The sequence below is a fragment of the Sphingobium sp. ZW T5_29 genome (assembly GCF_044987515.1).
Lineage (GTDB): Bacteria > Pseudomonadota > Alphaproteobacteria > Sphingomonadales > Sphingomonadaceae > Sphingobium.
In genome coordinates this window covers 63559-88026 of sequence record NZ_JBJDRM010000014.1, presented here as the reverse complement: position 1 = coordinate 88026, position 24468 = coordinate 63559, and the positions used below count along the sequence as shown (strand labels likewise).

Sequence of the window (24468 nt, the reverse complement as noted above, 5' to 3'; positions counted from 1 at the left end):
GATGGGCTATCCGCGCCCAAGCATCTGGTCAACCAATTGACTGAGCGCGCGATAGCCGCTGACCGAAATGCCCTTCACCCCGTCAGCGGCGGCGGCGGGCACATAGGCGCGGTTGAAGCCGAGCTTGGCCGCTTCGCGCAGACGCAGTGGCGAATGGGCGACCGGGCGGATCTCACCTGAAAGTGCGAGTTCGCCGAACAGGACGACATCGGCGGGCACAGGCCGTTCGGACAAAGCCGACATGAGCGCGGCGGCGACGGCAAGGTCAGCGGCAGGGTCGGAAAGACGGTAGCCGCCCGCGACGTTCAGATAGACTTCGCAGGTCGAAAAGCTGAGGCCGCAGCGCGCCTCCAGCACGGCCAGGACCATGGCCAGCCGACCGCTGTCCCACCCCACGACCGCGCGGCGGGGCGTCGCGCCGCTGGACAGGCGGACGACCAGCGCCTGGATTTCCACCAGCACGGGCCGCGTTCCTTCCAGCGCGGGGAAGACGGTGGCGCCGGTCACATTTTCATCGCGGTGGGTGAGGAACAGCGCGGACGGGTTCGCCACCTCCTCCAGCCCTTCGGCGACCATGGCAAAGACGCCGATTTCATCGGTGCCGCCAAAGCGGTTCTTGATCGCCCGCAGGATGCGATATTGATGGCTGCGCTCACCTTCGAAACTGAGCACGGTATCGACCATATGTTCCAGCACGCGCGGCCCGGCGATGCTGCCGTCTTTTGTCACATGGCCGACGAGGATGAGCGCGGTGCCGCGCTGCTTGGCGAAGCGGATCAGTTCCTGGCTGGAGGCGCGGACCTGGCTGACCGTGCCCGGCGCACCTTCGATCAGGTCGCTGTGCATGGTCTGGATCGAATCGATGACGAGCAGAGCGGGCGCCTCCCCTTCCCCCAGCGTCGTCAATATGTCGCGAACCGACGTGGCGCTGGCAAGCTGAACCGGCGCGTTGCCCAGGCCCAGGCGTTGGGCGCGCAGCCGGACCTGATCGGCCGCTTCCTCCCCGCTGATATAGGCGACCGACAGGCCGCGCGCGGCGATGCGTGCCGCCGCCTGAAGCAGCAGGGTCGATTTGCCGATGCCGGGGTCGCCGCCGATCAGAGTCGCGGAGCCCGCCACGATCCCGCCCCCCAGCGCGCGGTCGAATTCGGCGATGCCGGTGCTGGTGCGGGGGGGAAGTTCGACTTCGCTGTCCAGCCCCACCAGAGTGAGGGCGCGGCCACCGGTATGGAGATCGTGCCGTGCGGAAAAGACGGTTTCGGCGGCTTCTTCGGCGATGCTGTTCCATTCGCCGCAATCGTCGCACTGGCCCTGCCAGCGGTTGGAGACGGTGCCGCACTGTTGGCAGACGAATTTGCGCTTTGCCTTGGCCATGCGCGACCTATGGCGCGGCTTTGCGAACGTTTCAAGAACAAAGCGGGCGAGAGTTTGCAAGCCTATGGCAACCGGCGGGCGAGTGAGGCATTGTTTGGGAATGAAGTCCTTTCGCGTCGCCAGCTACAATATCCGCAAGGCCATAGGAACCGACCGCCGCCGCAACCCGGAAAGGGTGCTGGAGGTGCTCAACGAAATCGACGCGGACGTGATCGCGTTGCAGGAGGCGGACCGGCGGTTCGGCGTCAGGTCGGCGGCGATCCCGCCGTGGCTGCTGGAGAGCGTCAGCCCCTACAAGGCGGTTCCGCTGAACATCCAGGTGGATTCGATGGGCTGGCACGGCAATGCGATATTGGTCCGCAAGGAGGCGGAGGTCGGCGTTCACGACGTGGTCCACCTGCCCTGCCTGGAGCCACGCGGCGCGACGCTGGCCGAAGTCACGCTGGGCGGGACGACGATGCGGTTTTTCGGCATGCATCTGGACCTGTCGGGCCTGTGGCGCAGAAAGCAGGCGGCGGCTGTCATCCACGTGGCCAGCACGCGCGAGGCCATGCCGACCGTGTTGATGGGCGATCTTAATGAATGGAGCGCCAACCGGGGATGCCTGGCCGATTTCGCGCGGCATTACAGCTTTGCCCCCTGCGGCCGGAGCTTCCACGCGCGACGGCCAGTGGCGCAGTTGGACCGCATCATGCATTGCGGCAAGTTGAAGCTGCTGGATTGCGGCGTGCATGACAGCGCAGCCGCGCGCAAGGCGTCGGACCATCTGCCGATCTGGGCGGAGCTGCGGGCATGAAGGAGCGGGAGCTTCGCCTTGCGCTGGTCTGCTATGGCGGGATCAGCCTGGCGGTCTACATGCACGGCATCACCAAGGAAATCTGGCGGCTGGCGCGGGCGAGCCGGGGATTTCATGACGGCACGGTCAGCGGCAACAGCAGCGAAGCGGTCTACCGCAAGCTGTTGGAGGATCTGGAGGCCGCCAGTGGCGTTCGGCTGCGCATCATGCCCGACATCATAGCAGGCGCGAGCGCGGGCGGGATCAACGGCATTTTCCTGGCGCAGGCGATTGAGACAGGCCAGTCGCTGGAGCCATTGACGGACATGTGGCTGGAAAATGCCGATGTCGAAAAATTGCTGCATCCCGACGCCCGACCGGCGCGACGGATCACCAAATTCTGGGCCGCGCCGCTGGTCTGGATGGCGGCGCGGCACCCAGGTGACACGGTCGAGAGGACGGTCGCCCCCGGCGCGCGAGAGGAAGTCCGCCACAAACTGTCCCATTTCATCCGATCCCGCTGGTTCGAGCCGCCCTTTGGCGGAGCAATATTCACATCGATGCTGCTCGACGCGTTCGACGCGATGGAAAAGACGGAGCGCGGGCCGACATTGCTGCCCGAAGGCCATCCGCTGGACTTGTTCGTCACCGTCACGGACTTTGAAGGCCATCCCCAGAGCCTGAACCTCAACAGCCCGGCGCAGGTCATCGAAACCGAACATCGGCTGTCGATCGGTTTCCGGGCGCGCGGGCGCGATGTGGGCGGCAGTCGCCGCACATTCGCCGATCCCGCAGAACTGGTTTTTGCCGCGCGGGCCACGGCCAGTTTCCCCGGTGCCTTCCCACCCTTTACCGTGCGCGAACTGGATCAGGTGCTGGACGAACGGCATCGCAAGTGGCCGACGCGCGACGCTTTCCTGGCCCGTGCGCTTCCCCTGCATTGGACGCGGGGCACGGCAGAGGACGCCATATTGATCGACGGTTCGGTATTGGCGAACGCGCCCTTTGCACAAGCGATCGGCGCCCTGCGCAACAGGCCGTCACGCCGCGAAGTGGACCGCCGATTCGTCTATATCGACCCCAAGCCCGGCCGCCGTTCAGTGCGTTTCAATAAGCCGGATATATCGGAAGAAGAGGCAGGCAGCGACAGCGCCGTCCTTCCCGGATTTTTCAGGACGATCTTTGGCGCGCTGAGCGACATTCCGCGCGAACAGCCGATCCGCGACAATCTGGACGCGATCGATCATCACAGTTCACGCATCCGTCGCATGGTCCGCATCCTGAATGCCCTGAGACCGGGAATCGAGGCGGAAGTCGAAAGCGCGATCGGCAGGCTGTTGTTCCTGGACCGGCCAACCCCGGCGCGGCTGTCCGCATGGCGGGCGAAGGCGCAGCAACGCGCCGCGAATTCCGCGGGATTTGCCTTTCCCGCTTATGGCCATCTGAAACTGTCCGGCATTGTCGAGGACCTGGCCGCGCTGTTGTTCGGCCTGAGCGGTGAGGAAAGCCCGTTGATGCGGGAAAGCTATCGACAGGCGCTGTGGTCGCATGTCCGGGCCATCGGCGCGGACCAATTGACCGAGGATGTGGGGCCGGTTTCTCCGCCCGTGACATTCTTTCGCACGCATGACCTGGCTTTCCGCATTCGCAGGCTGCGTTTCCTGGCGCGGCGGCTGGCGGAGACATTGGAGGTGGAATCAGAGGCTGACAGTAGCGTCGTCCAAAAGATGCACGATGCCATCTATGCCGCCATCGCCCATTATACCGAGTGCGAAGGCGCGGACTTTTACAATGGTGCGATCCGGGAAGCGGCCAAAGAGGTGCCCAACGATCCGGGCAAGGCGCTGGACGCCATCGCCCAGGCACGCGGGTTGAAGGAGCGGGATGAAACCGCCGACCTGATGCTGGCCGAAGCACTGGCCGACCTGCCCAAGGCGGAACGGCGGGTCATGTTGCTGTCCTATCTGGGCTTTCCATTTTACGACATAGCCACGCTACCGTTGCTCCAGGGACACGCCATGGATGAATATGATCCGGTCAAAGTCGACCGGATTTCGCCGGAGGATTGTTCGGCAATCCGGCCCGGCGGTGCGGAGGCGACATTAAAAGGCATAGAATTCAATAGCTTCGGTGCCTTTTTCAGCAGGGCCTATCGAGAAAATGACTATCTGTGGGGGCGGCTGCATGGCGTGGAGCGGCTTCTGGACATCGTGATTTCCACAATACCCATGGCAAGCCGCCTTTCGGAAGAAGCGGTGCAGGCCTATAGGCAAACCGCTTTCATGGCGATTCTCGATGAGGAAGAGCAGCGGCTGCCACATGTCGCTGACCTGATCGCCATTTTGCGGGAGGAAATCGTTGGGCGCACGGGTGGGGCTGTTTCCGATGATGCTGATACTGGCGCTGGCCGCCGGGTGCCGTGATTCGTCCAGCGAAGATGCCCCCGCCGATAACGGCCTGACGCCTGTCGCCGACGTCGCCGCCAATGTCGTGGACACTGCGCCGCCGGTGGACATTGCCAGCGCGCCTGTCAGGCCATCCCCCAAGGTGACGGTCAGGGCGCATCCCGCACCGCTGGAATCGCTGGACCTGCCCCCTTCCCCCGACGCCGCCCAGTTGACGGCCTTCCCCGATGAAGTCACCAGTTTCATGGTGGTGCGCGACAGTTGCGACCATTTCCGGGGCGAGGAACCCTATGACGGCGAACGACGTGTGTTCCTGGCCGAAAGCGTCGCAAGGCTGTGCACTGGCACGGACGCTCAGTTGGCGATGCTGCGCCGGCGTTATGCAGGCGACCCGTCGGTTGTGTACGCGCTGCGGGGGTATGAGGACCGGATCGAGAGCGTCCGTCGGAATTGACCGGTCGGGACGCGGCGGCACGGCAGGGCGGCAGGCGATGATCGCTCTATCCACATGACAGGCTTTCGCTTATGGCCCGGCCATGTCCGATAAGGGTCCATACAGCCAGATCGCGCCGACGCGCGCCCAGATCGAAGCCCTGGCGCTGGCTGCGCTGTCGCGCCTGCCCGATCCATTCCGGTCCCATCTGTCCAACGTCGTCCTGTTCGTCGAGGAATTTGCCGACGCGCAGGTCCTGAAGGACATGGAGATTGACGATCCGTTCGGCCTGACCGGCCTGTATAGCGGGCGGCCCGTGGGCGATCCGGTGCAGACCGGCGACAGTCCACCGACGGTCCATTTGTTCCGCAGACCTCTGCTGGATGAATGGGTCGAAACCGGGGTGCCGCTGGACGCGCTGATCACCCATGTCGTGGTGCATGAGATCGGCCATCATTTCGGCCTGTCCGATATCGACATGCACGTCCTGGAGGACATGGTCGCACCATGAGCGGGGCGGCGCTGCGCCTGTCGGGCGTTGCCTGCGCGCGGGGCGGGCGGTTGTTGTTCCGGGGCGTGGACCTGTCGCTGGAAGCGGGCGGCAGCGCGTTGTTGCGTGGCCCCAATGGCGTGGGCAAGTCCAGCCTGATGCGCATTTGCGCCGGGCTGCTGCGGGAAGCCGCAGGCTCCGTCGAACGGTGCGGGCGGATCGCGATGGCCGATGAACGGCTGGCGCTGGACATGGAGCAGTCGCTGGCGGGGGCCCTTTCCTTTTGGGCGCGGATCGATGGTGTGGACGGGGCGGCGCTGGACCGGGCCTTGTCGGCGATGGCGCTGACGCCATTGCGCGACATGCCGGTGCGGATGTTGTCGACCGGGCAGCGCAAGCGGGCGGCGCTGGCGCGGGTGATTGCGAGCGGTGCGCCGGTCTGGCTGCTGGACGAACCCGGCAACGGGCTGGACGATGCTTCGCTGGCGCTGCTGGGGAGCTGTGTCGAACGGCATCTGGCCGACGGCGGTGTCGTGCTGGCGGCATCGCACCAGCCCTTGCCCCTGCCTGCGCCGGTGACGCTGGACCTGATCGATTACGCCGCAGAGGATGTGGCATGAGGGTGCTGGCGCTGCTGGTGGCGCGCGACCTGCGGCAGGCGTGGCAGTCGGCCGGGCTATGGTTGCCCGTTGCGTTCCTGCTGCTGGTGGCCAGCCTGTACCCCTTCGCGGTCGGGCCGGACGCTGCGCTGCTAAAGCGGTCGGGGGGCGGCATGTTGTGGATCGCGGCGCTGCTGGCCAGCCTGCTGCCGGTTGACCGGCTGGTCGCGCCGGATCGCGATGCGGGCGTGCTCGACCAGTTGGCGGCGCGCGGCATTGGCGAGGAAATGGTGGTGCTGGCGCGATTGGTGGCGCACTGGCTAGGATTTGGCCCGGCGCTGATGCTGGCGACGTTGCCCGCTGCCGCGCTGCTGAAGCTGGACGGCGCGACCATCGGACTGCTGGAACTGGGGCTGTTGATCGGCACGCCCGCGCTGGCGGCGCTGGGGCTACTGGTCGCGACGCTGACGGCAGGATTGCGGTCGAGCGGGGCGCTGGCGGGGTTGCTGGCGTTGCCGCTGGCGGTTCCGCTGCTGATATTCGGCGCGGGGACGATGGGCGACGGGAGCGGTGCGGCGTTCAAATTCCTGGGCGCGGCTTCGTTGCTGCTGGTCGCCATCACCCCCTTTGCCGGGGGTGCGGCGATCCGGGCGGGGCGGGAATGAAGCGCAGATGATCGCGCTGGTTGCGTCCGTCCTGTTCGTGCTGATCTGGTCGACCGGCTTCATCGTCGCACGGGCGACGGTGCCGCATGGCGCGCCGGAATTGATATTGAGCGTGCGGCTGACGCTGACGGCGCTGCTATTGGGACTCATCGCGCTGAAGGCCGGACAACGACTGCCGCCGGGCAAGCGGCTGCGGTTGCATCTGGTGGCGGGCGCGATGCTGCATGGGCTTTACCTGACGGTGAGCTGGTGGGCCGTCTATCACGGCATGCCTGCGGGCATCATGTCCTTGCTGGGCGCGCTGCAGCCGCTGATGGTGGCGGTGGCGAGCGTCGCCCTGATGGGTGAGCGGCTGCCGGGGCGCGCCTGGGCGGGGCTGGCGATTGCCATATTGGGCGTGGGATGCGTGCTGATGCCCGCGATCGAGCGGTCGGGCGTGGGTGGAATCCCGGTCCTGCCCGCCGTCGCCGGGCTGCTCGCGGTCATCGCCATGACTGGCGGGACGTTGATCCAGCGGGGCACGATTTCCGGCGATGGCATATGGATTTCAGGCGCGGTGCAGAATGCGGGCGGCGCGATGGTCGCGATTATGGCGGCGGCGACGATTGGCGAGGTCCGTTGGGACAATGCGCCGTTGTTGTGGGTCGGGCTGGGCTGGTCGGTCCTGGGGCTGTCGGCAGGCGGGCTGTCACTGCTGGTCTGGCTGGTGCGCACGCAGGGACCGACGCGCATGTCGATGCTGTTGCTGCTGGTCCCGCCGCTGGCCGCCATCGAAGCCTGGGCATTGTTCGGCGAAAGACTGGGGCCTGTGCAACTTGCCGGATTTGCGCTGGCGCTGGCGGGCGTGCTGCTGGGCCGGTCGCAGGGTCGGCAACCGGTGGCGGAACCTGCGTAGCGGGGTTAGCCGTCGCGCAAGCGTTCGTGGTGCCGGATCACTTCGTCGATGATGAAGCGCAGGAATTTCTCGGTGAAATCGGGGTCGAGGTTGGCGTCCGTCGCCAGCTGACGCAGGCGGCCGATCTGCCGTTCCTCACGGCCTGGGTCGGCGGGCGGCAGCGCGTGCTGCGCCTTATATTCGCCCACGGCCTGCGTGATCTTGAAGCGTTCGGCCAGCATGAACACGAGCGCCGCGTCGATATTGTCGATGCTTTCCCGATACCGCTTCAATGTGTCGTCCACGCCGGTCCTCCCTGTTCCGCGCGCTTTTTGCGCCTTCCCGCCGCCCGCGCAAGCTATTCCCGCTTGCTATATGCATTTTGCACCGCCACATGGGCCGGGTCATGACCGCACCCGCCTCCGGCAATGTCCACACCATCGGCCGCGCCAACGGCGCGCCTTCGCTCGACCCGATGATGGCGCTTGTCGCCGACGGGATGAACCAGGTGAACGCGGTGATCCTGGACCGAATGCAGTCGCGCATTCCGCTGATCCCCGAACTGGCCGGGCACCTGATCGCGGGCGGCGGCAAGCGGATGCGGCCCATGCTCACGCTCGCCTGCGCGGACCTGGTCGGCTATGCCGGAACCCGCCATTACAAGCTGGCCGCAGCGGTCGAATTCATCCACACCGCCACCCTGCTGCATGACGATGTGGTCGACGGGTCGGGCCTGCGCCGGGGCCGCAAGACGGCGAACATCATCTGGGGCAACAGCGCCAGCGTGCTGGTGGGCGATTTCCTGTTTTCGCGATCATTCGAACTGATGGTCGAGGCGGAATCGCTCAAGATCCTGAAAATCCTGTCCAACGCGTCCGCCGTGATTGCGGAGGGGGAAGTCAACCAGCTGACCGCACAGCGCCGGATCGATACCAGCGAAGAACAATATCTGGACATTATCGGCGCAAAAACCGCCGCCCTGTTCGCCGCCGCCTGCCGCATTTCCGCTGTCGTCGCCGACCGGGACGAGTCGGAGGAAAAGGCGCTGGACGTTTATGGCCGCAACCTGGGCATCGCATTCCAGCTGATCGACGACGCTATCGACTATGAATCCGATGGCGCGACCATGGGCAAGGATGCGGGCGACGATTTCCGCGATGGCAAGGTCACGCTGCCGGTGATCCTGGCCTATGCCCGTGGACCAGAGCAAGACCGCGCTTTCTGGAAGCAGGCAATTGCCGGCAACCGGACGAGCGACGAGGATTTGGCGCACGCGACGCAATTGCTGCGCGCAACCGGCGCCATCGACGACACGCTGGCCCGTGCGCGCCATTATGGGCAGCGGGCCATCGACGCGCTGGGCCGGTTCGACAGCGGCAAGGCGAAAGCGGCGCTGGTCGAGGCTGTCGAGTTTGCGATTGCGCGAGCTTATTGAGAGATGCCCGTGGGGCGGAGGCGCGCTCCCATGATGAAGCGGGACTGGGTTCCTGCCTTCGCAGGAACATATGAGCATATAAGGGGGAGGGTGTGATCCTTTCTCCTGAAACGCTGGGCTTTCTGATGGCGGCGGCGCTGATGGCCGGGTGCATCGATGCGATGGCCGGTGGCGGAGGCTTGATCACCTTGCCCGCATTGATGGCCGCAGGCGTTCCGCCGGTCGCGGCGGTGGCCACGAACAAGCTGCAATCGTCGATCGGGACGCTGGGCGCCTGCATCGCCTATGCGCGGGCGGGGCATATGAACCTGAGCGCCTATCGATGGCCGATCGCCGCCGCCTTTGCCGGATCGGTGGGTGGCGCGTGGCTGCTGCAGCGGGTCGATCCGTCGATCCTGGCGGGGCTGATGCCGGGATTGCTGATCGCACTGGCCGCCTATTTCACCTTTTCGCCCCGGATCGGCGAGCTGGACCGGCATAGCCGCCTGGGGACGGCGGGGTTGAGCCTGCTGATCGGCGCAGTCGGATTTTACGACGGCTTCTTTGGTCCGGGCGCTGGAGCCTTTTACGCGACCGTATTTCTGACGATGGGCGGGCTGGGGCTGGTGCGGGCGACCGCGCAGACCAAGGCGGTGAACCTGGCCAGCAACGTGGCGGGCCTGCTGACCATGGTCGCGGGCGGGCATGTGATATGGATTGCGGGGCTGGTCATGGCCGTTGGCAGCATCACCGGCGGCCAGATCGGATCTCACCTGGCCATGCGGTTCGGAAGCCGGTTGATCAGGCCGCTGCTGATCATCATGTCGCTGGGCCTGACGGCCAAGATGCTGCTGGACCCCAACAACCCGATCCACAGGCTGCTGTTCGGCTGACCATTGCGCTGAGGCGCGAATGGAGCGAGAGGATCGGCATGACTGTCGCCCTGCCCATCGCCCAGGTGCTTCCCCAATTGATCGACGCCCTGCGCGCGGGAAGCAATGCCGTGCTGGTCGCGCCGCCGGGCGCGGGCAAGACGACGGCGGTGGCCCCTGCCCTGCTGAACGAACCATGGTGCACGGGGCAGATATTGCTGTTGTCGCCGCGCCGACTGGCGGCCCGCGCCGCGGCTGAGCGTATTGCCGAACTGATGGGGGAGCAGCCGGGGGGAGCGGTCGGCTACGCCACGCGCATGGATTCGAAATCATCCGCCCGCACCCGCATTTTGGTGCTGACCGAAGGCATTTTCGTGCGGCGCGTACAGGACGACCCGGAACTGTCCGGCGTATCCGCCATATTGTTCGATGAAGTGCATGAGCGCAGTCTGGGCAGCGATTTCGGGCTGGCGCTCGCGCTGGACGCTCAGGCAGCGCTGCGGCCGGACCTGCGGATCGTCCCGATGTCGGCAACGCTGGACGGCGCGCGTTTTGCCCAGTTGCTGGACGGCGCGCCGGTGATCGAAAGCGAGGGGCGCATTCAGCCGCTGGAACTGCGTCACATCGGACGAGCGGCGGAAAAGCGGATCGAGGATGAGATGGCGGCGGCGATCCGCCGGGCGCTGAAGGATGAGGCGGAGGGCGACATATTGGCGTTCCTGCCCGGCGTGGCGGAAATCGAGCGCACGGCGGAACGGGTGGAAGGCGAAGGCGTGGAGATTCACAGGCTGCACGGCAGTCTGGACCCCGCCGCCCAGCGCGCCGCCATCCGCCCGTCGCGCGACGGACGGCGCAAGGTCATATTGGCGACGTCGATCGCCGAAACCAGCCTGACCATCGACGGCGTCCGCATCGTCATCGATTCAGGACTGGCGCGACGGCCCCGCTATGACCGGGCGGCGGGCGTCACCCGGCTGGTGACCGAGCGGGCGAGTCAGGCGGCGGCGACGCAACGGGCCGGGCGCGCGGCCAGACAGAGGCCGGGCGTCGCCTATCGTTTGTGGGAGGCAGCGGCGACGGCGGGCATGCCGCCATTCGACCCACCCCAGATATTGGAAAGCGACCTGTCGAACCTGTTGCTGGACTGCGCGCTTTGGGGTGTGACCGACCCGGCCAGCCTGCGCTGGCTGGACCCGCCCCCTGCCGCAGCGGTGAGTGAGGCGCGCAAAAGGCTGAACGTGCTGGAGGCGCTGGACGACGACGGGCGGATCACCAGCCATGGCAAGGCGTTGGCGAAGCTGCCGCTGGAACCCCGCATTGGCCACATGCTGGTGCGCGCGGGCGAACTGGGGCTGGCCGATGTGGCGGCTGAGGTCGCGGTGCTGCTGGGCGAGCGCGGCATAGGCGGGCAGGACACCGACCTGTCGCAGCGACGGGTCCGATGGCGCAGGGAAAGCGGCAAGCGAGCGGATACAGCGCGGGCGATGGCGAAGCGCTGGGCGCGGCTGATGCCCGGCAGGGAAGCAGGTCGCACAGGGGAGACAGGTAATCACGACACGGGCCTGTGCCTGGCCATCGCCTTTCCCGATCGGGTGGCGAAGCGGCGGTCCGCCGACGGTTCGGAGTGGGCGAGCGTGGGCGGGCGCGGCTTTCGGCTCGATCCGCTGAGCGCGCTCGCCCGCGAGGACTGGCTGGCGGTGGGCGAGGTGCAGGGCAGCGCTGCGGGCGCGCGCATCCTGTCCGCCGCGCCGATCAGCGAAGCGGAAGTGCTGCGCCTGTTCGGCGGACATGTCGCCGAACATCGCACCGTTCGCTTTCGCGCTGAAACCGGCGGGATCGAGGCGTTGCGCGAGCGCCGTCTGGGCGCTGTGCGGCTGTCGTCCGGGTCCGACGACCGGCCCGACCCGGACGCAGTGGCGCAGGCGTTGATGCATGGCGTTCGCCAAGGCGGCCTCAGCCTGCTGCCCTGGTCCGATGCGGCGCAATCGCTGCGGATGCGGGCCGATTTCGCTGGGGTGGATATTATTTCGGACGACAGGCTGATGGCGACGCTGGACGAGTGGCTGCCTTCACTGCTGACGGGCAGGCGGCGATTGTCGGACATCGACCGGTCGCAACTGTCCGCCGTGTTGGAAGGATTGATCGGATGGGACGGCAAGCAGCAGATCGACCGGCTGGCTCCGCCCGATTTCCGGTCACCGGCGGGCAGCAGCCATGCGATCGATTATACAGCCGAAGGAGGACCGCGCGTCGAATTGCGGCCCCAGGCGCTGTTCGGGCTGGCCGAGCATCCGGTCGTGGGCAGCCAGCGCATTCCGCTGGTCCTGTCGCTCACGTCCCCGGCGGGGAGGCCGATCCAGACGACGCGCGACCTGCCCGGTTTCTGGGCAGGCAGTTGGAGCGCGGTGGCCAAGGAAATGCGCGGGCGCTATCCCCGCCATCCCTGGCCGGACGATCCGGCGGGCGCGGCAGCGACGCTGCGCACGAAACGCGCCGACGCGCGCGCCAAGCCTTGACTTTGCGCCTTGCGCTGGTGCAACGCAAAGCCGGTTTCCCAAAGGGAGTTTGACGTTTCGATGTCCGCGCGCATCCACCAGATTCAAAAGAACGCCATGCAATCGGGCAAGGCGCGCACGAGCACATGGGTGCTGGAATTTGCGGCAGCCGAAGCCAAGCGCCCCGATCCGCTGACCGGCTGGGCCGGTTCGGGCGACACGCAGGCGCAGGTCCGGTTGAACTTTCCGACCCAAGCCGCGGCGATTGCCTATGCCGAAAAATACGGCCTGTCCTACACCGTCATCACGACCCCGCCCAAGACGTTGAAGATTCAGGCCTACGCCGACAACTTCCGCTGATCGTGCCACGGACGGCACAATCGGGCGCGAAGATGCCCGATTGCCGCCTTATTCCCTTGCCAAGAGGCAGCGCTTGGGGGCAAAAGCCGCCCTTTGACGGGAAAGCCTGAAGACATAATGACGGATCGCCAGCAGATTTTCGACAACATCGCGGCGCAGATCGCTCCCTTCAACAAGAAGGGCGTCGAACTCACCGAAGCCACATCCTTCGCAGGCGACCTGGAATGGGATAGCCTGACCGTCATGGACTTTGTGGCGGCGATCGAAGATGAATTCGACATCATCATCACCATGAACATGCAGGCAGAGATCGAAAATATCGGCCAGCTTGTCGACGCCGTGGCGAAGTTGAAGGCCGCCTGATTTACTTGTGTGCCGTTCGGCCTGAGTGACGTCGAATAGACGCTGATGGAGCGAAGGCGGAGCGTGACGGCCCTGATTTCGCCCGGCAAGGCGGTTCGACCTGGCTCAAATCCTGAACGGTTAGGGGACTGTTATGACCGACGCCGCTGAAACCGCCACCGACGCCCACACACCCGCAGAGGTGGCCGGAGCGCGTGACCTGTTTTCCAAATTCGATCCGTTGATTGCCGAGCGCGAGGCGCTGTTGGCGACGGGTGTGCGCGATCCGTTTGCCATCGTCATGGACGAAGTGAAATCGCCGACCCTGGCCATCATCAAGGGCCGCGAAACGATCCTGCTGGGCACCTATAATTATATGGGCATGACGTTCGACCCGGACGTGGTCGCCGCGGGCAAGAAGGCGCTGGACGAATTCGGTGCGGGCACCACCGGCAGCCGCGTGCTCAACGGCACCTATCTGGGGCATACCGAAGTCGAAAACGCGCTCAAGGATTTCTACGGCATGTCGGGCGCCATGGTGTTTTCGACCGGCTATCAGGCCAATCTGGGCATGATTTCCACGCTGGCGGGCCGGGGCGACTATGTCGTGCTGGACGCCGACAGCCATGCATCCATCTATGATGGCTGTTTCCTGGGCGATGCCGAAGTCGTCCGCTTCCGCCACAACAGTGTCGAGGACCTGGACAAGCGTCTGGGCCGCCTGCCCGCCGACGCGCAGAAGCTGGTCGTGCTGGAAGGCGTCTATTCCATGCTGGGCGACGTTGCGCCTTTGCCGGAAATGGTCGCGGCGGTGCGCAAGCATCCCAACTGCATGATCCTGGTCGACGAGGCCCACGGCATGGGCTTTTTCGGCGCGAATGGCCGGGGCGTCTACGAAGAACAAGGCGTGGACAAGGATGTGGACTTCGTGGTCGGCACCTTCTCCAAATCCGTTGGCACGGTGGGCGGCTTCTGCGTGTCCAACCATCCCAAGTTCGAAGTGCTGCGGCTGGTTTGCCGCCCCTATGTCTTTACCGCTTCGCTGCCGCCCAGCGTCGTCGCGACCGCCGCCACGTCGATCCGCAAGCTGATGAATGCGGGCGAAAAGCGCGCGCATCTGTGGAAGAACAGCAAGCGGCTGCACAAGGGGCTGACCGACCTTGGCTTTACATTGGGCACGAAGCAGCCGGAATCGGCGATCATCGCCGTCATCCTGACCGACCAGACGCAGGCCGTCGCCATGTGGCAGGCGCTGCTGGAACTGGGCCTGTACGTGAACATGGCGCGCCCTCCGGCGACGCCTGCGGGCACTTTCCTGCTGCGCTGTTCGCTGTGCGCGGAACATAGCGATGAGCAAGTCGGGCAGATTATCAAGATGTTCGAAGCGGCTGGACACGCGACCGGCGCAATCGGCTGACCGACGGGGAGCATCCTTCGCACGATGAGCCGGGCGAAGGGCGGGACGAACCGAATGGATGAAGGAGTAGCGCCTCATCCATTATATTCCGCCGGTCGCACTGTTCGACTAATGTGCCGATAATGCCGGACAGCTATTATATGGAAGATCAGGCGACGGGGTGGCGGGCCGCAGTGGGACGCTTCCTGCCGCTGATCCTTGTCGTCCTGCTGATCGGTTCGCTCGGCACCCTGCTCTATAATGCCAGCCAAGCGACGCGCGACCATGAGCGCGCCCTGAAGGAACAGCGCCGCAGTTTCGAGATTATCGCCGTCGCTCGCGCGTTCGAGGCCAAAACCGCGCGCGCCGAAGTCACGCTGGCGCGATATGTCATCAGCCTGGACCCCGACGTGGGGCGGCTGTTCCAGGATCAATGGCGCACGGCTTCGAGCCAGTTGAAGCTGCTGGCCTACGCCACGCGCAAGTCGGGATGGCAGCGCAACAATGTGCGGGAATTGCAGGCGGCTTTCACGCAGCGCGGCAAGACACTCGCCGAAATCGGCCTGCGCACCACCTATGACCAGAAAATGACTGCGCTGGGCCAGTTTCATCGGGCGGGCCGGTCGGCCGACCTGCAGCAGATCACTGTCCTGCTGGATCGCGTCATCCGGGCCGAAAATGCGCGTTTGCAGGAACGCAGCGTCGCCGTAACGCTGGCGGGCGACCGCACCGAATGGGTCGGGAAGACGTCGCGCCTGTTCGGGCTGGTCCTGCTGGTCTGCGTGCTGTTCGCGCTGTGGATCGCCAACGCCGCCTATACAGACCGACGCAATGCGGGGCGCATGGCGGAAATAGAGGCGGAGCGCGCCGACCGGATGGAGGCCGCCGTCGCGGCGCGCACCGCTGAACTGTCGGACGCCTATGAGCAGCTGAAAAAGGAAACGGCCGATCGCGCGGTGGCCGAGGAAAATCTGCGGCAAATGCAGAAAATGGATGCAGTGGGTCAGTTGACCGGCGGCATTGCCCATGACTTCAACAATATGCTGGCGGTCGTCGTCGGCGGACTGGAACTGGCCAAGCGCAAGCTGCGTCTGAAACCCCGGGAAGCCGCCCATCATCTGGACAATGCGATGGAAGGCGCGACCCGCGCGTCCGCCCTGACGCGCCGCCTGCTCGCCTTTGCCCGGTCCGAACCGTTGTTGCCCAGCGCGGTGGCGCCCGAAGCGCTGGTGTCTGGCATGGCCGACCTGATCGACCGGTCCATCGGCGACCAGATCAAGGTGTCGATCGTGAACCAGTCCAAGGGCTGGCGCATCTTCGTCGACCAGCATCAGATGGAAAATGCCATCCTGAACCTGTGCGTGAACGCGCGCGATGCGATGGACGGACGGGGCGAGTTGATCATCGAAACGGCGCAGGTCCATCTGGCCGCCAATGAAGTCGGGGAATGCGCGGAAGGCGACTATGTCATGCTGAGCGTTACCGACAATGGCTGCGGCATGAGCGCGGACGTCGCCGCGCGCGTGTTCGAACCCTTTTTCACCACCAAGCCGGTCGGCAAGGGCACGGGCCTGGGCCTCAGCCAGATTTTCGGATTCGTGCGCCAGAGCGAGGGCGAAATCCGCATCGAATCCGAAGAGGGCAAGGGCACCAGCGTTCACCTCTATCTGCCGCGCACGATCGGGGCGGAGGCGGAGGAGCGCGCCGACCTCGCCATGGCGGAGCGGGAGCCGGTGTTGCACCCCCCTACCCGCATTCTGGTGGTGGAAGACGATCCGCGCGTTTTGAACCAGACGATGGCGGCGCTGGCCGAGCTTGGCCATCTGCCCATCGCCTGCGAGCATCCGTCGCAAGCCACGAAACTGCTGTCCAGCTATCGCGACATCGGCCTGATCGTCAGCGACGTGCTGATGCCCGACATGACCGGGCCGGAGATGATTCGCAACCTGCCCCCGGCCCACGCGCATGTGCCGGTGCTGTTCGTCACCGGCTATGCGGGCGACACAGCCATCAGCACCGACTTCGGCGGCCATGAAGTCCTGCGCAAACCTTACACGCTGGCGGGCCTGTCCCAGGCCCTGTCCCACGCGCTTAGCGGATCGCACCGCCCCGGAACAGCCGCGGCAGCAGAGTGATCGCGCCCAGCAGTGGCCAGCGCCGCTGCCATGCTTTAATCTGGATCGCCGTTCCCGCGTGCCGGTTGATCTTCCACGCGAGATAATCGATGCCGCCGGCATAGGTGAAGCTGGCCTTCGCCAGGCGGATGACGGACAGCCATTTGCCACGCCGTTGCAAGCGCCGCCAGCGCGCGGCGGCCTGTTCAGGGCCGGGCGATGGCGTCAGGCCGTGCGCCAGAGCCGCTTCGCCGAAGCGACGGTAGCGGTCCGGATCGGCATCGACGATTGAGAAGGATCGCCCCTTTCGCTCCGCACGCAGCTCTGCATTGTAGGTGAGGGAAAAGCCGGTCTTCCACAGGGTCAGAACATCCTGTTGCCCCGGCGTCATGGGCCGGGCGAGGGACAGTAATGTCGGCGCGGACTGGGCGACAGCGGTGATGGCGCGATGGCGGGCGAGGTCATTCGCGGCCCACAGCAGCCGCGAAGGCTGAGCGAAACGTGCCCAGACCGAAATATTGTCGGCTGTCGGGCTGTTGAGCCGGGCAAAGTCCGCTTCCGACAGGACAGCATATTTGGCGATCAACCCGCCATGTTCGAACGGAAAGACGTTGGGCGGGATCAGGCGATTGGCGGTCGCGAGCCAGCTTTTGCCATAGGCCGCCGCATAGTCCGAAACGATCAGGTAGAAATCGAGCATCAGCCCATCGAGATTTTCCTCTCGCAAGCAGGAGCCGTAGAACAGGACGGCGCGGGCGGCGTCGGGATATCTGGCAGCGAGCGCCCCCGCCATCGCGCTGGCGCGGGGATCAGCCGGGCCGGAAAGTTCGGCGGTGACAAGGGCGATGAGCGGATTGGACATTGGAATGCTGCCATATCGTGTCGGTTCGCGCTTGTCGAAGGTCGCTTGCCCTGCCCATGAGGGAAACGGGAAATATGCGCGCATTCGCCTTCATGGGTCGGAAGCGGACATCGATGTTCGCTCTGGATGAAAGGTGCTTGTGCGAAGGCAGGAGCCGAGTCCCGCCCGGAGTGGATCATTGCAACGTCTGAACTGGGCTCCTGCCTTCGCAGGAGCACGGCGTGCCTACCGGCAGTAACTGGTCGGCTGCCGCCAAGCAGCTTGCCAGCTTGGAAACGGATCAGCGGCTTATCGGCCATGCGGTTCGCAGTATGGCAGCGGCCATGCGGGTCGTTTCCAGTCGGTCCTCTCGCCGAAAAGTAATTGGCGATAGCTGACGCTTCTGGATGAAATGATCCTGAGGAACGATCGCCCAATTGAGAATATTCGCTTTTTCTGCAAGGGTCGACCAATGATGTTCCGTTTTCATGTCTTGCAGATTGGCCTCGTGCTTGGTCTGGGTTCTCCCGCAGTCGCGGCCGAGCCTACCCCATTGCCGGTGGGCGTCATGGCCGATCCCTGCGCCTCCCTTCCTCGTCTGCCCAAAGTCGCAGCGGAATATCTCGCGGCAAGCGTGCGAGGGAAAGTTGACCAAGAACCGGCCCCTGATGGCTTGGCGGCATATCAAGCATGGCAACAGAGCCGACTAGCGACGGACTTCCCAAACCTTTGTCGCTATGAAGCTGCCAATCGGGGACTTCCTGCTCCAAGCAAACACCGCACTGTCTTCATCGGGGACTCGATCACGGAAGCGTGGCGGGGCACCAGGCCAGACTTTTTCAAGGGCGATCGGATAGGTCGTGGTATCAGCGGCCAAACCACGGCACAAATGATCGGGCGCTTTCAAGCCGATGTCATCGCCTTGCGACCAGCGACCGTCCACATTTTGGCGGGAACGAACGACGTCGCAGGCAACACGGGTCCGACCGACATCGGTCGTATCCAAGCCAACATTCGCACCATGGTGGAGCTTGCCAAAGCCCACCATATCAGGGTTCTTCTGGGCACCGTGTTGCCGACGACAAAGTTCAACTGGAGACCGGAAATCGAACCAGTAGCGTCAATTAAGGCGCTGAACGACTGGCTACGCGCTTATGCGAAAGAACAACATGTAACGATCGTTGATTACTACACTGCCCTCGACGATGGACGGTCCGGTTTGACGGAGAGCGACAGCAAGGACGGAGTGCATCCCACCGCTTCGGCCTACGCGAAAATGGAAGTGGTTTTTGAAAAAGCGCTAGCATCCGCGCCCAGGTGATCCCGCGACGTCTGCAATCTTCCAGATCAAGTCATTCGCTCCTGCACTTGCCATTTGATGAACGACCGGTTTCAGGAATGCGGCTGGTGATATTCGATGACCATAAATGGTCGCTTTCCGAACGATCTATCCCCTGCGGTAGATAAGGGTCAGGTTATTTGCTGGCATTTCCGTTCGTCCTGTACGGCGAAAACCGGACTGGGCAGCGACGTGATCGATGTCGGCCACATCGCGCAAGCCCCAGTCGGGGTTGCGGTCCTGCAACGACTGATGGAACGCCAGATTGGATGGTGCCGTTTGGACGTCGCCCTCAATGTAGGGGCCGTAGAGGATCAAGGGCGCGCCAATGGGCAGCACTTGCGCAGCGCCCCCGAACAACCCGACCGTTGCTGCCCATGGGCTGATGTGGACCATGTTGATGCAGATGATCGCGGCGGCCATTTCGATTGGCCAGACATTGGCGGCGTCGAGTTGGATCGGGGCCAGCAGATTGGGCAGGCTAGCGTCCCGGCGCCATGCTTCAATCGAGGCGAGTGCGGTCGGGTCGGGATCGCTGGGCTGCCAGTCGAGGTTCGGCAGCGCGGCGGCGAAGTGGATTGCATGTTCGCCGCTGCCGCTCGCCACTTCCAGCACCAGGCCGGACGATGGCAACTCATTCCGCAAGATGGACAGGATCGCGTCGCGGTTGCGTAGCGTCGCGGGGGCGTGACGTTTGCCCGCGACCGCCGGGCCGGAACCGGGTGCCCACGGTTCCGGCCTGTCCGTCATTCCGCCGCCTGCGCCAGCATCGGATCGGCCCAGGTGAGGACCGGCTTGCGCGCGGCCAGGGTTTCATCCAGGCGGCGGCGCGGGGCGTGATATGGCGCGCCCTTCAGCGCTTCATCGCCCGCCTTGGCCCGTTCGGCCAGGCTGCGCAGCGCCATGATGAACTGGTCCAGCGCCGCCTTGCTTTCCGTTTCGGTCGGTTCGATCAGCATTGCGCCGTGAACGACCAGCGGGAAATACATGGTCATCGGGTGGAAGCCTTCGTCGATCAGCCCCTTGGCGATGTCGAGCGTGGTGAAGCCTTCGGCAAGGCCCTTGTCGCTGAACAGCGCCTCATGCATGCAAGGGCCGCTGCCGCCGAACGGGGCGTCCAGAACATCGTCCAGGCTGCGCAGGATATAATTGGCGTTCAGCACCGCATCGCTGGCCACCTGGCGCAACCCGTCGGCACCGTGGCTCAATATATAAGTCAGGGCGCGGGTGAACATGCCCATCTGGCCGTGGAAAGCGACCATGCGGCCGAAGGTCGAGCGATGATGCTGCTCGGCCGTTTCCTCCTCCACCAGCACGAACTGGTTGCCCTTTCGCTCCACGAAGGGCAGCGGCGCGAAGGGGGTCAGCGCTTCTGACAGCACCACCGGACCGGAGCCGGGGCCGCCGCCGCCATGGGGCGTCGAAAATGTCTTGTGCAGGTTGATGTGCATCGCGTCGACGCCAAGGTCGCCGGGGCGAACCCGTCCGACGATGGCGTTGAAGTTGGCACCGTCGCAATAGACGAAGGCTCCGGCGGCGTGGACCGCGTCGGAAATCGTCTTCATATCGCGTTCGAACAGGCCGCAGGTGTTGGGGTTGGTGATCATCACCGCCGCCACGTCGGGTCCCAGCCGGGCCTCTAGCGCTTCCAGATCGACGCGCCCGTCGGGGGTCGCCGGAATATCTTCTACCTTATAGCCGCAAAAGGCCGCCGTGGCCGGGTTGGTGCCATGCGCGCTTTCCGGCACCAGGACGACGCTGCGGGCGTCGCCACGTGCTTCCAACGCGGCGCGGATCGCGAGCAGGCCGCAAAGCTCGCCATGCGCGCCTGCCTTGGGGCTCATCGCGACCGAATGCATGCCGGTCAGCGTGACCAGCCATTGCGCCAGTTCATGGATGACGGCGAGCGCACCCTGCACCGTCGATTGCGGCGCGAGCGGGTGGAGATCGGCGAAACCGGGCATCCGCGCGACTTTCTCATTCAGGCGCGGATTATGCTTCATCGTGCAGCTGCCCAGCGGAAAGAGGCCAAGGTCGATGGCATAATTCTGGCGGCTGAGGCGGGTATAGTGGCGCACCGTTTCCTGTTCCGACAGGCCAGGCAGGCCGATGCTGTCGGTGCGGGCGAGATTGCCGATGCGGCTGGCGACCTTTGGCGCTTCGGCAAAATCGACGCCGGTCGTGCCGGGCGATCCGATTTCGAAGATCAGCGCTTCCTCCAGCATCAACGCGCGATTGCCGGTGGCGGTCGCGGGGGCCATATGGGCTTCCTTGACAGGAACGGGGGTGGTCGGGCGGCCTTCCCTCATCATGGTCATGCCAGTTCCTCCTCAAGCGCCTTGGCAAGGGTTTCGATATCCTCCGGCGTGACAGTTTCAGTGACGGCGACCACCAGCCCGTTGCCGATCTGTGGCGCGTCGGGGAACAGTCGGCCCAGCGACACGCCACCCAGCACGCCCCTGTCGGCGAGTTTACGGACGACTTCACGGGCGTCCTTCGACAGGATCAGCGTGAATTCGTTGAAGAAGCTGTCATTCATCAACGTGATGCCCGGCACCTGGCTCAAACGATCGGCAGCCTGGCAGGCGAGGGCGTGGTTGAGGCTGGCCAGATCGCGCAGCCCCTTTTCGCCCAGCAGCGTCATGTGGATGCTGAACGCCAGGGCGCAAAGCCCGGAGTTGGTGCAGATGTTGGACGTCGCCTTTTCACGGCGGATATGCTGCTCACGCGTCGAAAGGGTCAGCACGAACCCGCGCTTGCCCGCCGCGTCCACCGTCTCGCCACAAAGGCGGCCCGGCATCTGCCGGACATATTTCTGTTTGCAGGCGAACAGGCCAAGATAGGGGCCGCCGAACTGAAGCCCGACGCCGATCGACTGACCTTCGCCGACGACGATGTCCGCGCCCATCTGGCCCGGAGCCTTGATCGCGCCAAGGGCCACTGGCTCTGTCACGACGACCACCAGCAGCGCGCCTGCTGCATGGGCGGCGTCGGCAATCGGGGTCAGGTCGGCAATGCGGCCCAATATATCGGGATATTGGACGACGACGCAGCTGGTATCCTGGTCGATGCCCGCGATCAGCGCGTCGATATCCGTCGCGGCGTCAAGGCTGGGCGCTTCATGCGCCAGCGTGTCGCCAGTGAATTTTGCCATGGTGTTGGCGACGGAGACATAATGCGGATGCAGGCCGGACGACAGGATCGCCTTGCCACGTTTGGTAATGCGGCGGGCCATGCCGATCGCTTCCCAGCAGGCGGTCGACCCGTCATACATCGACGCGTTGGCGACGTCGCAGCCGAGCAGGCGAGCGACCTGCGTCTGGAATTCGAACAGCACCTGCAATGTGCCCTGCGCGATTTCGGGCTGATAGGGGGTGTAGGCGGTCAGGAACTCACCGCGCTGGATCAGATGATCGACGCTGGCCGGGATGTGATGCCTGTACGCACCGGCGCCCAGGAAGAAGGGCGCTTCCCCCGCCGACAGGTTTTCCCGCGCGAGCGTCGCCATATGGCGCTCGACCGCCAGTTCGCTGGCATGATCGGGCAGGCCCGCGATCTTGCCGGGAAGGCGCGCCTCGACCGGCACGTCCACGAACAGGTCATCGATCGAATCCGCGCCGATGACGGAGAGCATCTCACGCCGGTCGCTGTCGGTAAGGGGTAGGTAGCGCATATTCCAAGAACTCTCCCCCCTCCCTTTCACGGGAGGGGCTGGGGGTGGGTCGCGAGCGGGGCGAGCGCTGCTCCGTAGCGATAGGGCGGACGCGCCCTGCGGTCGCGACCCACCCCTTCCCCCTCCCTTGAAAGGGAGGGGCTTATTTTAGAGCGAGGCCACGAACTTCTTGTAGGCGGATTCGTTCATCAGCCCTTCCAGTTCGGTGGCGTCGGTGATGCGCAGTTTGAAGAACCAGCCGTCCTCCTCCGCATCGCTGTTCACCAGCGCGGGTTCGTCCTCCAGCGCGCCGTTGGCTTCGACGACTTCGCCGGAAATGGGGGCATAGACGTCGGAGGCGGCCTTGACCGATTCCACGACGGCGGCGTCGTCGCCCTTGTCAAAGGTCGCGCCTTCCACGGGCAGTTCGACGAACACGATGTCGCCCAGCTGCTCCTGCGCATAGTCGGTGATGCCGACCGTGGCGATTTCGCCCTCTACGTCGATCCATTCATGTTCGTCGGTAAAATAACGGCTCATGGTTTTCTCCCCTCGGAAAAAAGTGGGTCAGGCTTTGCGGCGGTAGCGGTGCGGCACGAACGGCATCGGCGCGACGGTGGCGGCGATGCGCTTGCCGCGCACTTCGATTTCGAGCGCGGTGTCGATGGCGGCGTGGGGCATGCTGACCCAGCCCATGGCGATCGGCGCGCCGACAGTGGGCGCGAAACCGCCCGATGTGACTTCGCCCACCAGCACGTCGCCCGCATAGATGGTCGCGCCCTCACGCGCGGGCAGGCGACCTTCGATTTTCAGGCCCACGCGGCGGCTGCCAGATCCTTCGGCCAGTTCCTTCATCACGCGGGCGTGACCGATGAAGCCGCCTTCTTCGCGGCGGCGCTTCTGGATGGCGAAGCCGAGATCCGCGCCTATGGTGCTGACAGCAGGGGTCAGGTCGTGGCCGTAGAGCGGCAGGCCTGCTTCCAGACGCAGCGAATCGCGCGCGCCAAGGCCGATGGGCTTGACCTGCGGCAGTTCACATAGCGCATCCGCAAGCAGCTTCGCGGCGTCCGCTGGCAGGCTGATTTCGAACCCGTCCTCACCCGTATAGCCCGACCGGCTGATCCACAGCGGCACGCCGCGCCATTCGAACAGGCCGGATTGCATGAACAGGAGGTCGGCGGCGCCGGAGACAAGGACAGCCATCGCCTCCCCGGCTTCGGGTCCCTGCAGCGCCAGCAGCGCCTGTTCGTCCATATGGTTCATGACGACTTCGTCAGGCAGATGTTCGATCATCCAGCCAATATCGTCATATTTGGTCGCGCCGTTCACGACCATGTAGATGTCCGCACCGTCGAACGCGCCATCGCCGAGGCGCGAGACCATCAGGTCGTCGAGTATGCCGCCATCTTCGTCGAGCAGCATCGAGTAGCGCTGGCGACAGGGTTTCAGCCCCTTGATGTCGCTAGGCAAAATCTGTTCGAGCGCGTCGTCCACACCGTCGCCCGAAAAAGTCAGCTGGCCCATGTGGCTGACATCGAACAGCCCCGCATGTTCGCGCGTCCAGCTATGTTCGGCCATGATGCCTTCATACTGGATGGGCATATGGTAGCCTGCGAAGCCGACCATGCGCGCGCCCTTCGCGCGGTGCCACGCGTCGAGCGGCAGATCCTGCAGCGGCAATTCTTCTTCGAGATGAGTGACGTCTTCACTGCCGGACATAAGCGGCCTTTCCGTGCGGGTTTACGAGCGACAAACGCCACAGGCCCGAACCCGGACCCATCGCGTGATGCCACCCCCTCTGTCACGGGACCTGAGAGCTTTGACCACCGGTCAGGCGACCGGATGGCTTACCCCTTCGGTGGGACGACGTTGAACGCAGTCCGCTTTCCAGAGTGCCTGCCCATGATGCGGTCCTTGCGCCTGAGAGATTCCGGGGCGGTTGCTCCTTCGGCGACGGGGTGGCCTGAAAGGCTTCCCATACTCTCCCGCATCATGTCCAAAGGCCGAATCCGATCGGCCCGTGAAGAC

General features: G+C 64.8%; 23 protein-coding genes and 1 riboswitch. Of the genes, 15 read left to right on the top strand and 8 right to left on the bottom strand.

The features are described from left to right. Positions 1-6: 6 nt before the first annotated feature. Entirely contained in the window at positions 7-1374 is a 1368-nt protein-coding gene (radA, locus tag ACI3KQ_RS13065; protein WP_404958267.1) for a DNA repair protein RadA, read from the bottom strand. Between the two features lie 100 nt (positions 1375-1474). On the opposite strand from radA, the gene ACI3KQ_RS13060 reads away from it, so the two are divergent. The 7 genes from ACI3KQ_RS13060 (at position 1475) to ACI3KQ_RS13030 (ending at position 7636) form a co-directional block, all read left to right on the top strand. After that, positions 1475-2170, top strand: coding sequence for an endonuclease/exonuclease/phosphatase family protein (locus ACI3KQ_RS13060; protein WP_404958265.1), 696 nt, complete (start codon positions 1475-1477; stop codon positions 2168-2170). Continuing rightward, the gene (locus ACI3KQ_RS13055; RefSeq protein ID WP_404958263.1) at positions 2167-4572 is read left to right on the top strand and encodes a patatin-like protein; all 2406 of its coding nucleotides are present in this window, start codon (positions 2167-2169) and stop codon (positions 4570-4572) included. The genes ACI3KQ_RS13060 and ACI3KQ_RS13055 overlap by 4 nt, the downstream gene beginning before the upstream one ends. Beyond that, positions 4535-5008: a hypothetical protein gene (locus tag ACI3KQ_RS13050; RefSeq protein WP_404958261.1), complete on the top strand. Its 474-nt coding sequence runs from the start codon at positions 4535-4537 to the stop codon at positions 5006-5008. The genes ACI3KQ_RS13055 and ACI3KQ_RS13050 overlap by 38 nt, the downstream gene beginning before the upstream one ends. 82 nt (positions 5009-5090) lie before the next feature. Then, on the top strand, positions 5091-5498 hold the full coding sequence (locus ACI3KQ_RS13045; RefSeq protein ID WP_404958259.1) for a metallopeptidase family protein: 408 nt from the start codon (positions 5091-5093) through the stop codon (positions 5496-5498). Further along, positions 5495-6097: a heme ABC exporter ATP-binding protein CcmA gene (gene ccmA / locus ACI3KQ_RS13040; protein ID WP_404958258.1), complete on the top strand. Its 603-nt coding sequence runs from the start codon at positions 5495-5497 to the stop codon at positions 6095-6097. Before ACI3KQ_RS13045 ends, ccmA begins: the two co-directional genes overlap by 4 nt. Then, a complete protein-coding gene (locus ACI3KQ_RS13035) occupies positions 6094-6741 on the top strand; it encodes a heme exporter protein CcmB (protein ID WP_404958256.1) in 648 nt (215 codons plus the stop codon). Before ccmA ends, ACI3KQ_RS13035 begins: the two co-directional genes overlap by 4 nt. 7 nt (positions 6742-6748) lie before the next feature. Further along, the gene (locus ACI3KQ_RS13030) at positions 6749-7636 is read left to right on the top strand and encodes a DMT family transporter (protein ID WP_404958255.1); all 888 of its coding nucleotides are present in this window, start codon (positions 6749-6751) and stop codon (positions 7634-7636) included. A gap of 5 nt (positions 7637-7641) precedes the next feature. Here the strand turns inward: ACI3KQ_RS13030 and ACI3KQ_RS13025 are convergent, their stop codons facing one another. Continuing rightward, positions 7642-7920: a chorismate mutase gene (locus tag ACI3KQ_RS13025; protein ID WP_404958253.1), complete on the bottom strand. Its 279-nt coding sequence runs from the start codon at positions 7918-7920 to the stop codon at positions 7642-7644. A gap of 101 nt (positions 7921-8021) precedes the next feature. Between ACI3KQ_RS13025 and ACI3KQ_RS13020 the strand changes: the two genes are divergently transcribed. The 7 genes from ACI3KQ_RS13020 to ACI3KQ_RS12990 all read left to right on the top strand — a co-directional run bounded on the left by ACI3KQ_RS13020 (position 8022) and on the right by ACI3KQ_RS12990 (position 16629). Continuing rightward, the gene (locus ACI3KQ_RS13020) at positions 8022-9050 is read left to right on the top strand and encodes a polyprenyl synthetase family protein (protein ID WP_404958251.1); all 1029 of its coding nucleotides are present in this window, start codon (positions 8022-8024) and stop codon (positions 9048-9050) included. Between the two features lie 92 nt (positions 9051-9142). Beyond that, positions 9143-9922, top strand: coding sequence for a TSUP family transporter (locus ACI3KQ_RS13015; protein WP_404958249.1), 780 nt, complete (start codon positions 9143-9145; stop codon positions 9920-9922). Positions 9923-9960: 38 nt separating this feature from the next. Continuing rightward, complete coding sequence (gene hrpB / locus ACI3KQ_RS13010) at positions 9961-12417, top strand: ATP-dependent helicase HrpB (protein ID WP_404958247.1); 2457 nt, start codon at positions 9961-9963, stop codon at positions 12415-12417. Between the two features lie 60 nt (positions 12418-12477). Next, positions 12478-12756: an ETC complex I subunit gene (locus ACI3KQ_RS13005; protein WP_404958245.1), complete on the top strand. Its 279-nt coding sequence runs from the start codon at positions 12478-12480 to the stop codon at positions 12754-12756. 117 nt (positions 12757-12873) lie between these two features. After that, entirely contained in the window at positions 12874-13119 is a 246-nt protein-coding gene (locus ACI3KQ_RS13000; protein WP_404958243.1) for an acyl carrier protein, read from the top strand. 133 nt (positions 13120-13252) lie between these two features. Beyond that, the gene (spt, locus tag ACI3KQ_RS12995) at positions 13253-14515 is read left to right on the top strand and encodes a serine palmitoyltransferase (RefSeq protein WP_404958241.1); all 1263 of its coding nucleotides are present in this window, start codon (positions 13253-13255) and stop codon (positions 14513-14515) included. Between the two features lie 140 nt (positions 14516-14655). After that, positions 14656-16629, top strand: coding sequence for an ATP-binding protein (locus ACI3KQ_RS12990; RefSeq protein WP_404958331.1), 1974 nt, complete (start codon positions 14656-14658; stop codon positions 16627-16629). Here the strand turns inward: ACI3KQ_RS12990 and ACI3KQ_RS12985 are convergent. Beyond that, the gene (locus ACI3KQ_RS12985) at positions 16586-17470 is read right to left on the bottom strand and encodes a hypothetical protein (RefSeq protein WP_404958239.1); all 885 of its coding nucleotides are present in this window, start codon (positions 17468-17470) and stop codon (positions 16586-16588) included. The genes ACI3KQ_RS12990 and ACI3KQ_RS12985 overlap by 44 nt on opposite strands. Positions 17471-17861: 391 nt before the next feature. On the opposite strand from ACI3KQ_RS12985, the gene ACI3KQ_RS12980 reads away from it, so the two are divergent. Further along, positions 17862-18770 carry a GDSL-type esterase/lipase family protein gene (locus ACI3KQ_RS12980; RefSeq protein WP_404958237.1) on the top strand — a complete coding sequence of 303 codons (909 nt, stop codon included), beginning with the start codon at positions 17862-17864 and terminating at the stop codon, positions 18768-18770. Positions 18771-18896: 126 nt separating this feature from the next. On the opposite strand, the gene ACI3KQ_RS12975 is transcribed toward ACI3KQ_RS12980, so the two are convergent. The 5 genes from ACI3KQ_RS12975 to gcvT all read right to left on the bottom strand — a co-directional run bounded on the left by ACI3KQ_RS12975 (position 18897) and on the right by gcvT (position 24159). Next, a complete protein-coding gene (locus tag ACI3KQ_RS12975; protein WP_404958235.1) occupies positions 18897-19538 on the bottom strand; it encodes a DUF938 domain-containing protein in 642 nt (213 codons plus the stop codon). Then, the gene (gene gcvPB, locus ACI3KQ_RS12970; RefSeq protein ID WP_404958233.1) at positions 19535-21106 is read right to left on the bottom strand and encodes an aminomethyl-transferring glycine dehydrogenase subunit GcvPB; all 1572 of its coding nucleotides are present in this window, start codon (positions 21104-21106) and stop codon (positions 19535-19537) included. Before gcvPB ends, ACI3KQ_RS12975 begins: the two co-directional genes overlap by 4 nt. Continuing rightward, on the bottom strand, positions 21103-22461 hold the full coding sequence (gene gcvPA, locus ACI3KQ_RS12965) for an aminomethyl-transferring glycine dehydrogenase subunit GcvPA (protein WP_404958231.1): 1359 nt from the start codon (positions 22459-22461) through the stop codon (positions 21103-21105). The genes gcvPB and gcvPA overlap by 4 nt, the downstream gene beginning before the upstream one ends. A gap of 147 nt (positions 22462-22608) precedes the next feature. Then, positions 22609-22980, bottom strand: a complete 372-nt coding sequence (gcvH, locus tag ACI3KQ_RS12960; protein ID WP_404958229.1) for a glycine cleavage system protein GcvH — start codon at positions 22978-22980, stop codon at positions 22609-22611. Positions 22981-23007: 27 nt separating this feature from the next. Continuing rightward, a complete protein-coding gene (gcvT, locus tag ACI3KQ_RS12955; RefSeq protein ID WP_404958227.1) occupies positions 23008-24159 on the bottom strand; it encodes a glycine cleavage system aminomethyltransferase GcvT in 1152 nt (383 codons plus the stop codon). 179 nt (positions 24160-24338) lie between these two features. Next, a riboswitch (glycine riboswitch) is annotated at positions 24339-24438 on the bottom strand. Positions 24439-24468 lie beyond the last annotated feature (30 nt).

Bases quoted from the DNA above. Each gene is read 5' to 3' on its own strand.
- radA (WP_404958267.1), bottom strand. From the start codon at position 1,374: ATGGCCAAGGCAAAGCGCAAATTCGTCTGCCAACAGTGCGGCACCGTC.
- ACI3KQ_RS13060 (WP_404958265.1), top strand. From the start codon at position 1,475: ATGAAGTCCTTTCGCGTCGCCAGCTACAATATCCGCAAGGCCATAGGA.
- ACI3KQ_RS13055 (WP_404958263.1), top strand. From the start codon at position 2,167: ATGAAGGAGCGGGAGCTTCGCCTTGCGCTGGTCTGCTATGGCGGGATC.
- ACI3KQ_RS13050 (WP_404958261.1), top strand. From the start codon at position 4,535: ATGATGCTGATACTGGCGCTGGCCGCCGGGTGCCGTGATTCGTCCAGC.
- ACI3KQ_RS13045 (WP_404958259.1), top strand. From the start codon at position 5,091: ATGTCCGATAAGGGTCCATACAGCCAGATCGCGCCGACGCGCGCCCAG.
- ccmA (WP_404958258.1), top strand. From the start codon at position 5,495: ATGAGCGGGGCGGCGCTGCGCCTGTCGGGCGTTGCCTGCGCGCGGGGC.
- ACI3KQ_RS13035 (WP_404958256.1), top strand. From the start codon at position 6,094: ATGAGGGTGCTGGCGCTGCTGGTGGCGCGCGACCTGCGGCAGGCGTGG.
- ACI3KQ_RS13030 (WP_404958255.1), top strand. From the start codon at position 6,749: ATGATCGCGCTGGTTGCGTCCGTCCTGTTCGTGCTGATCTGGTCGACC.
- ACI3KQ_RS13020 (WP_404958251.1), top strand. From the start codon at position 8,022: ATGACCGCACCCGCCTCCGGCAATGTCCACACCATCGGCCGCGCCAAC.
- hrpB (WP_404958247.1), top strand. From the start codon at position 9,961: ATGACTGTCGCCCTGCCCATCGCCCAGGTGCTTCCCCAATTGATCGAC.
- ACI3KQ_RS13005 (WP_404958245.1), top strand. From the start codon at position 12,478: ATGTCCGCGCGCATCCACCAGATTCAAAAGAACGCCATGCAATCGGGC.
- ACI3KQ_RS13000 (WP_404958243.1), top strand. From the start codon at position 12,874: ATGACGGATCGCCAGCAGATTTTCGACAACATCGCGGCGCAGATCGCT.
- spt (WP_404958241.1), top strand. From the start codon at position 13,253: ATGACCGACGCCGCTGAAACCGCCACCGACGCCCACACACCCGCAGAG.
- ACI3KQ_RS12990 (WP_404958331.1), top strand. From the start codon at position 14,656: ATGGAAGATCAGGCGACGGGGTGGCGGGCCGCAGTGGGACGCTTCCTG.
- ACI3KQ_RS12985 (WP_404958239.1), bottom strand. From the start codon at position 17,470: ATGTCCAATCCGCTCATCGCCCTTGTCACCGCCGAACTTTCCGGCCCG.
- ACI3KQ_RS12980 (WP_404958237.1), top strand. From the start codon at position 17,862: ATGATCCTGAGGAACGATCGCCCAATTGAGAATATTCGCTTTTTCTGC.
- ACI3KQ_RS12975 (WP_404958235.1), bottom strand. From the start codon at position 19,538: ATGACGGACAGGCCGGAACCGTGGGCACCCGGTTCCGGCCCGGCGGTC.
- gcvPB (WP_404958233.1), bottom strand. From the start codon at position 21,106: ATGACCATGATGAGGGAAGGCCGCCCGACCACCCCCGTTCCTGTCAAG.
- gcvPA (WP_404958231.1), bottom strand. From the start codon at position 22,461: ATGCGCTACCTACCCCTTACCGACAGCGACCGGCGTGAGATGCTCTCC.
- gcvH (WP_404958229.1), bottom strand. From the start codon at position 22,980: ATGAGCCGTTATTTTACCGACGAACATGAATGGATCGACGTAGAGGGC.
- gcvT (WP_404958227.1), bottom strand. From the start codon at position 24,159: ATGTCCGGCAGTGAAGACGTCACTCATCTCGAAGAAGAATTGCCGCTG.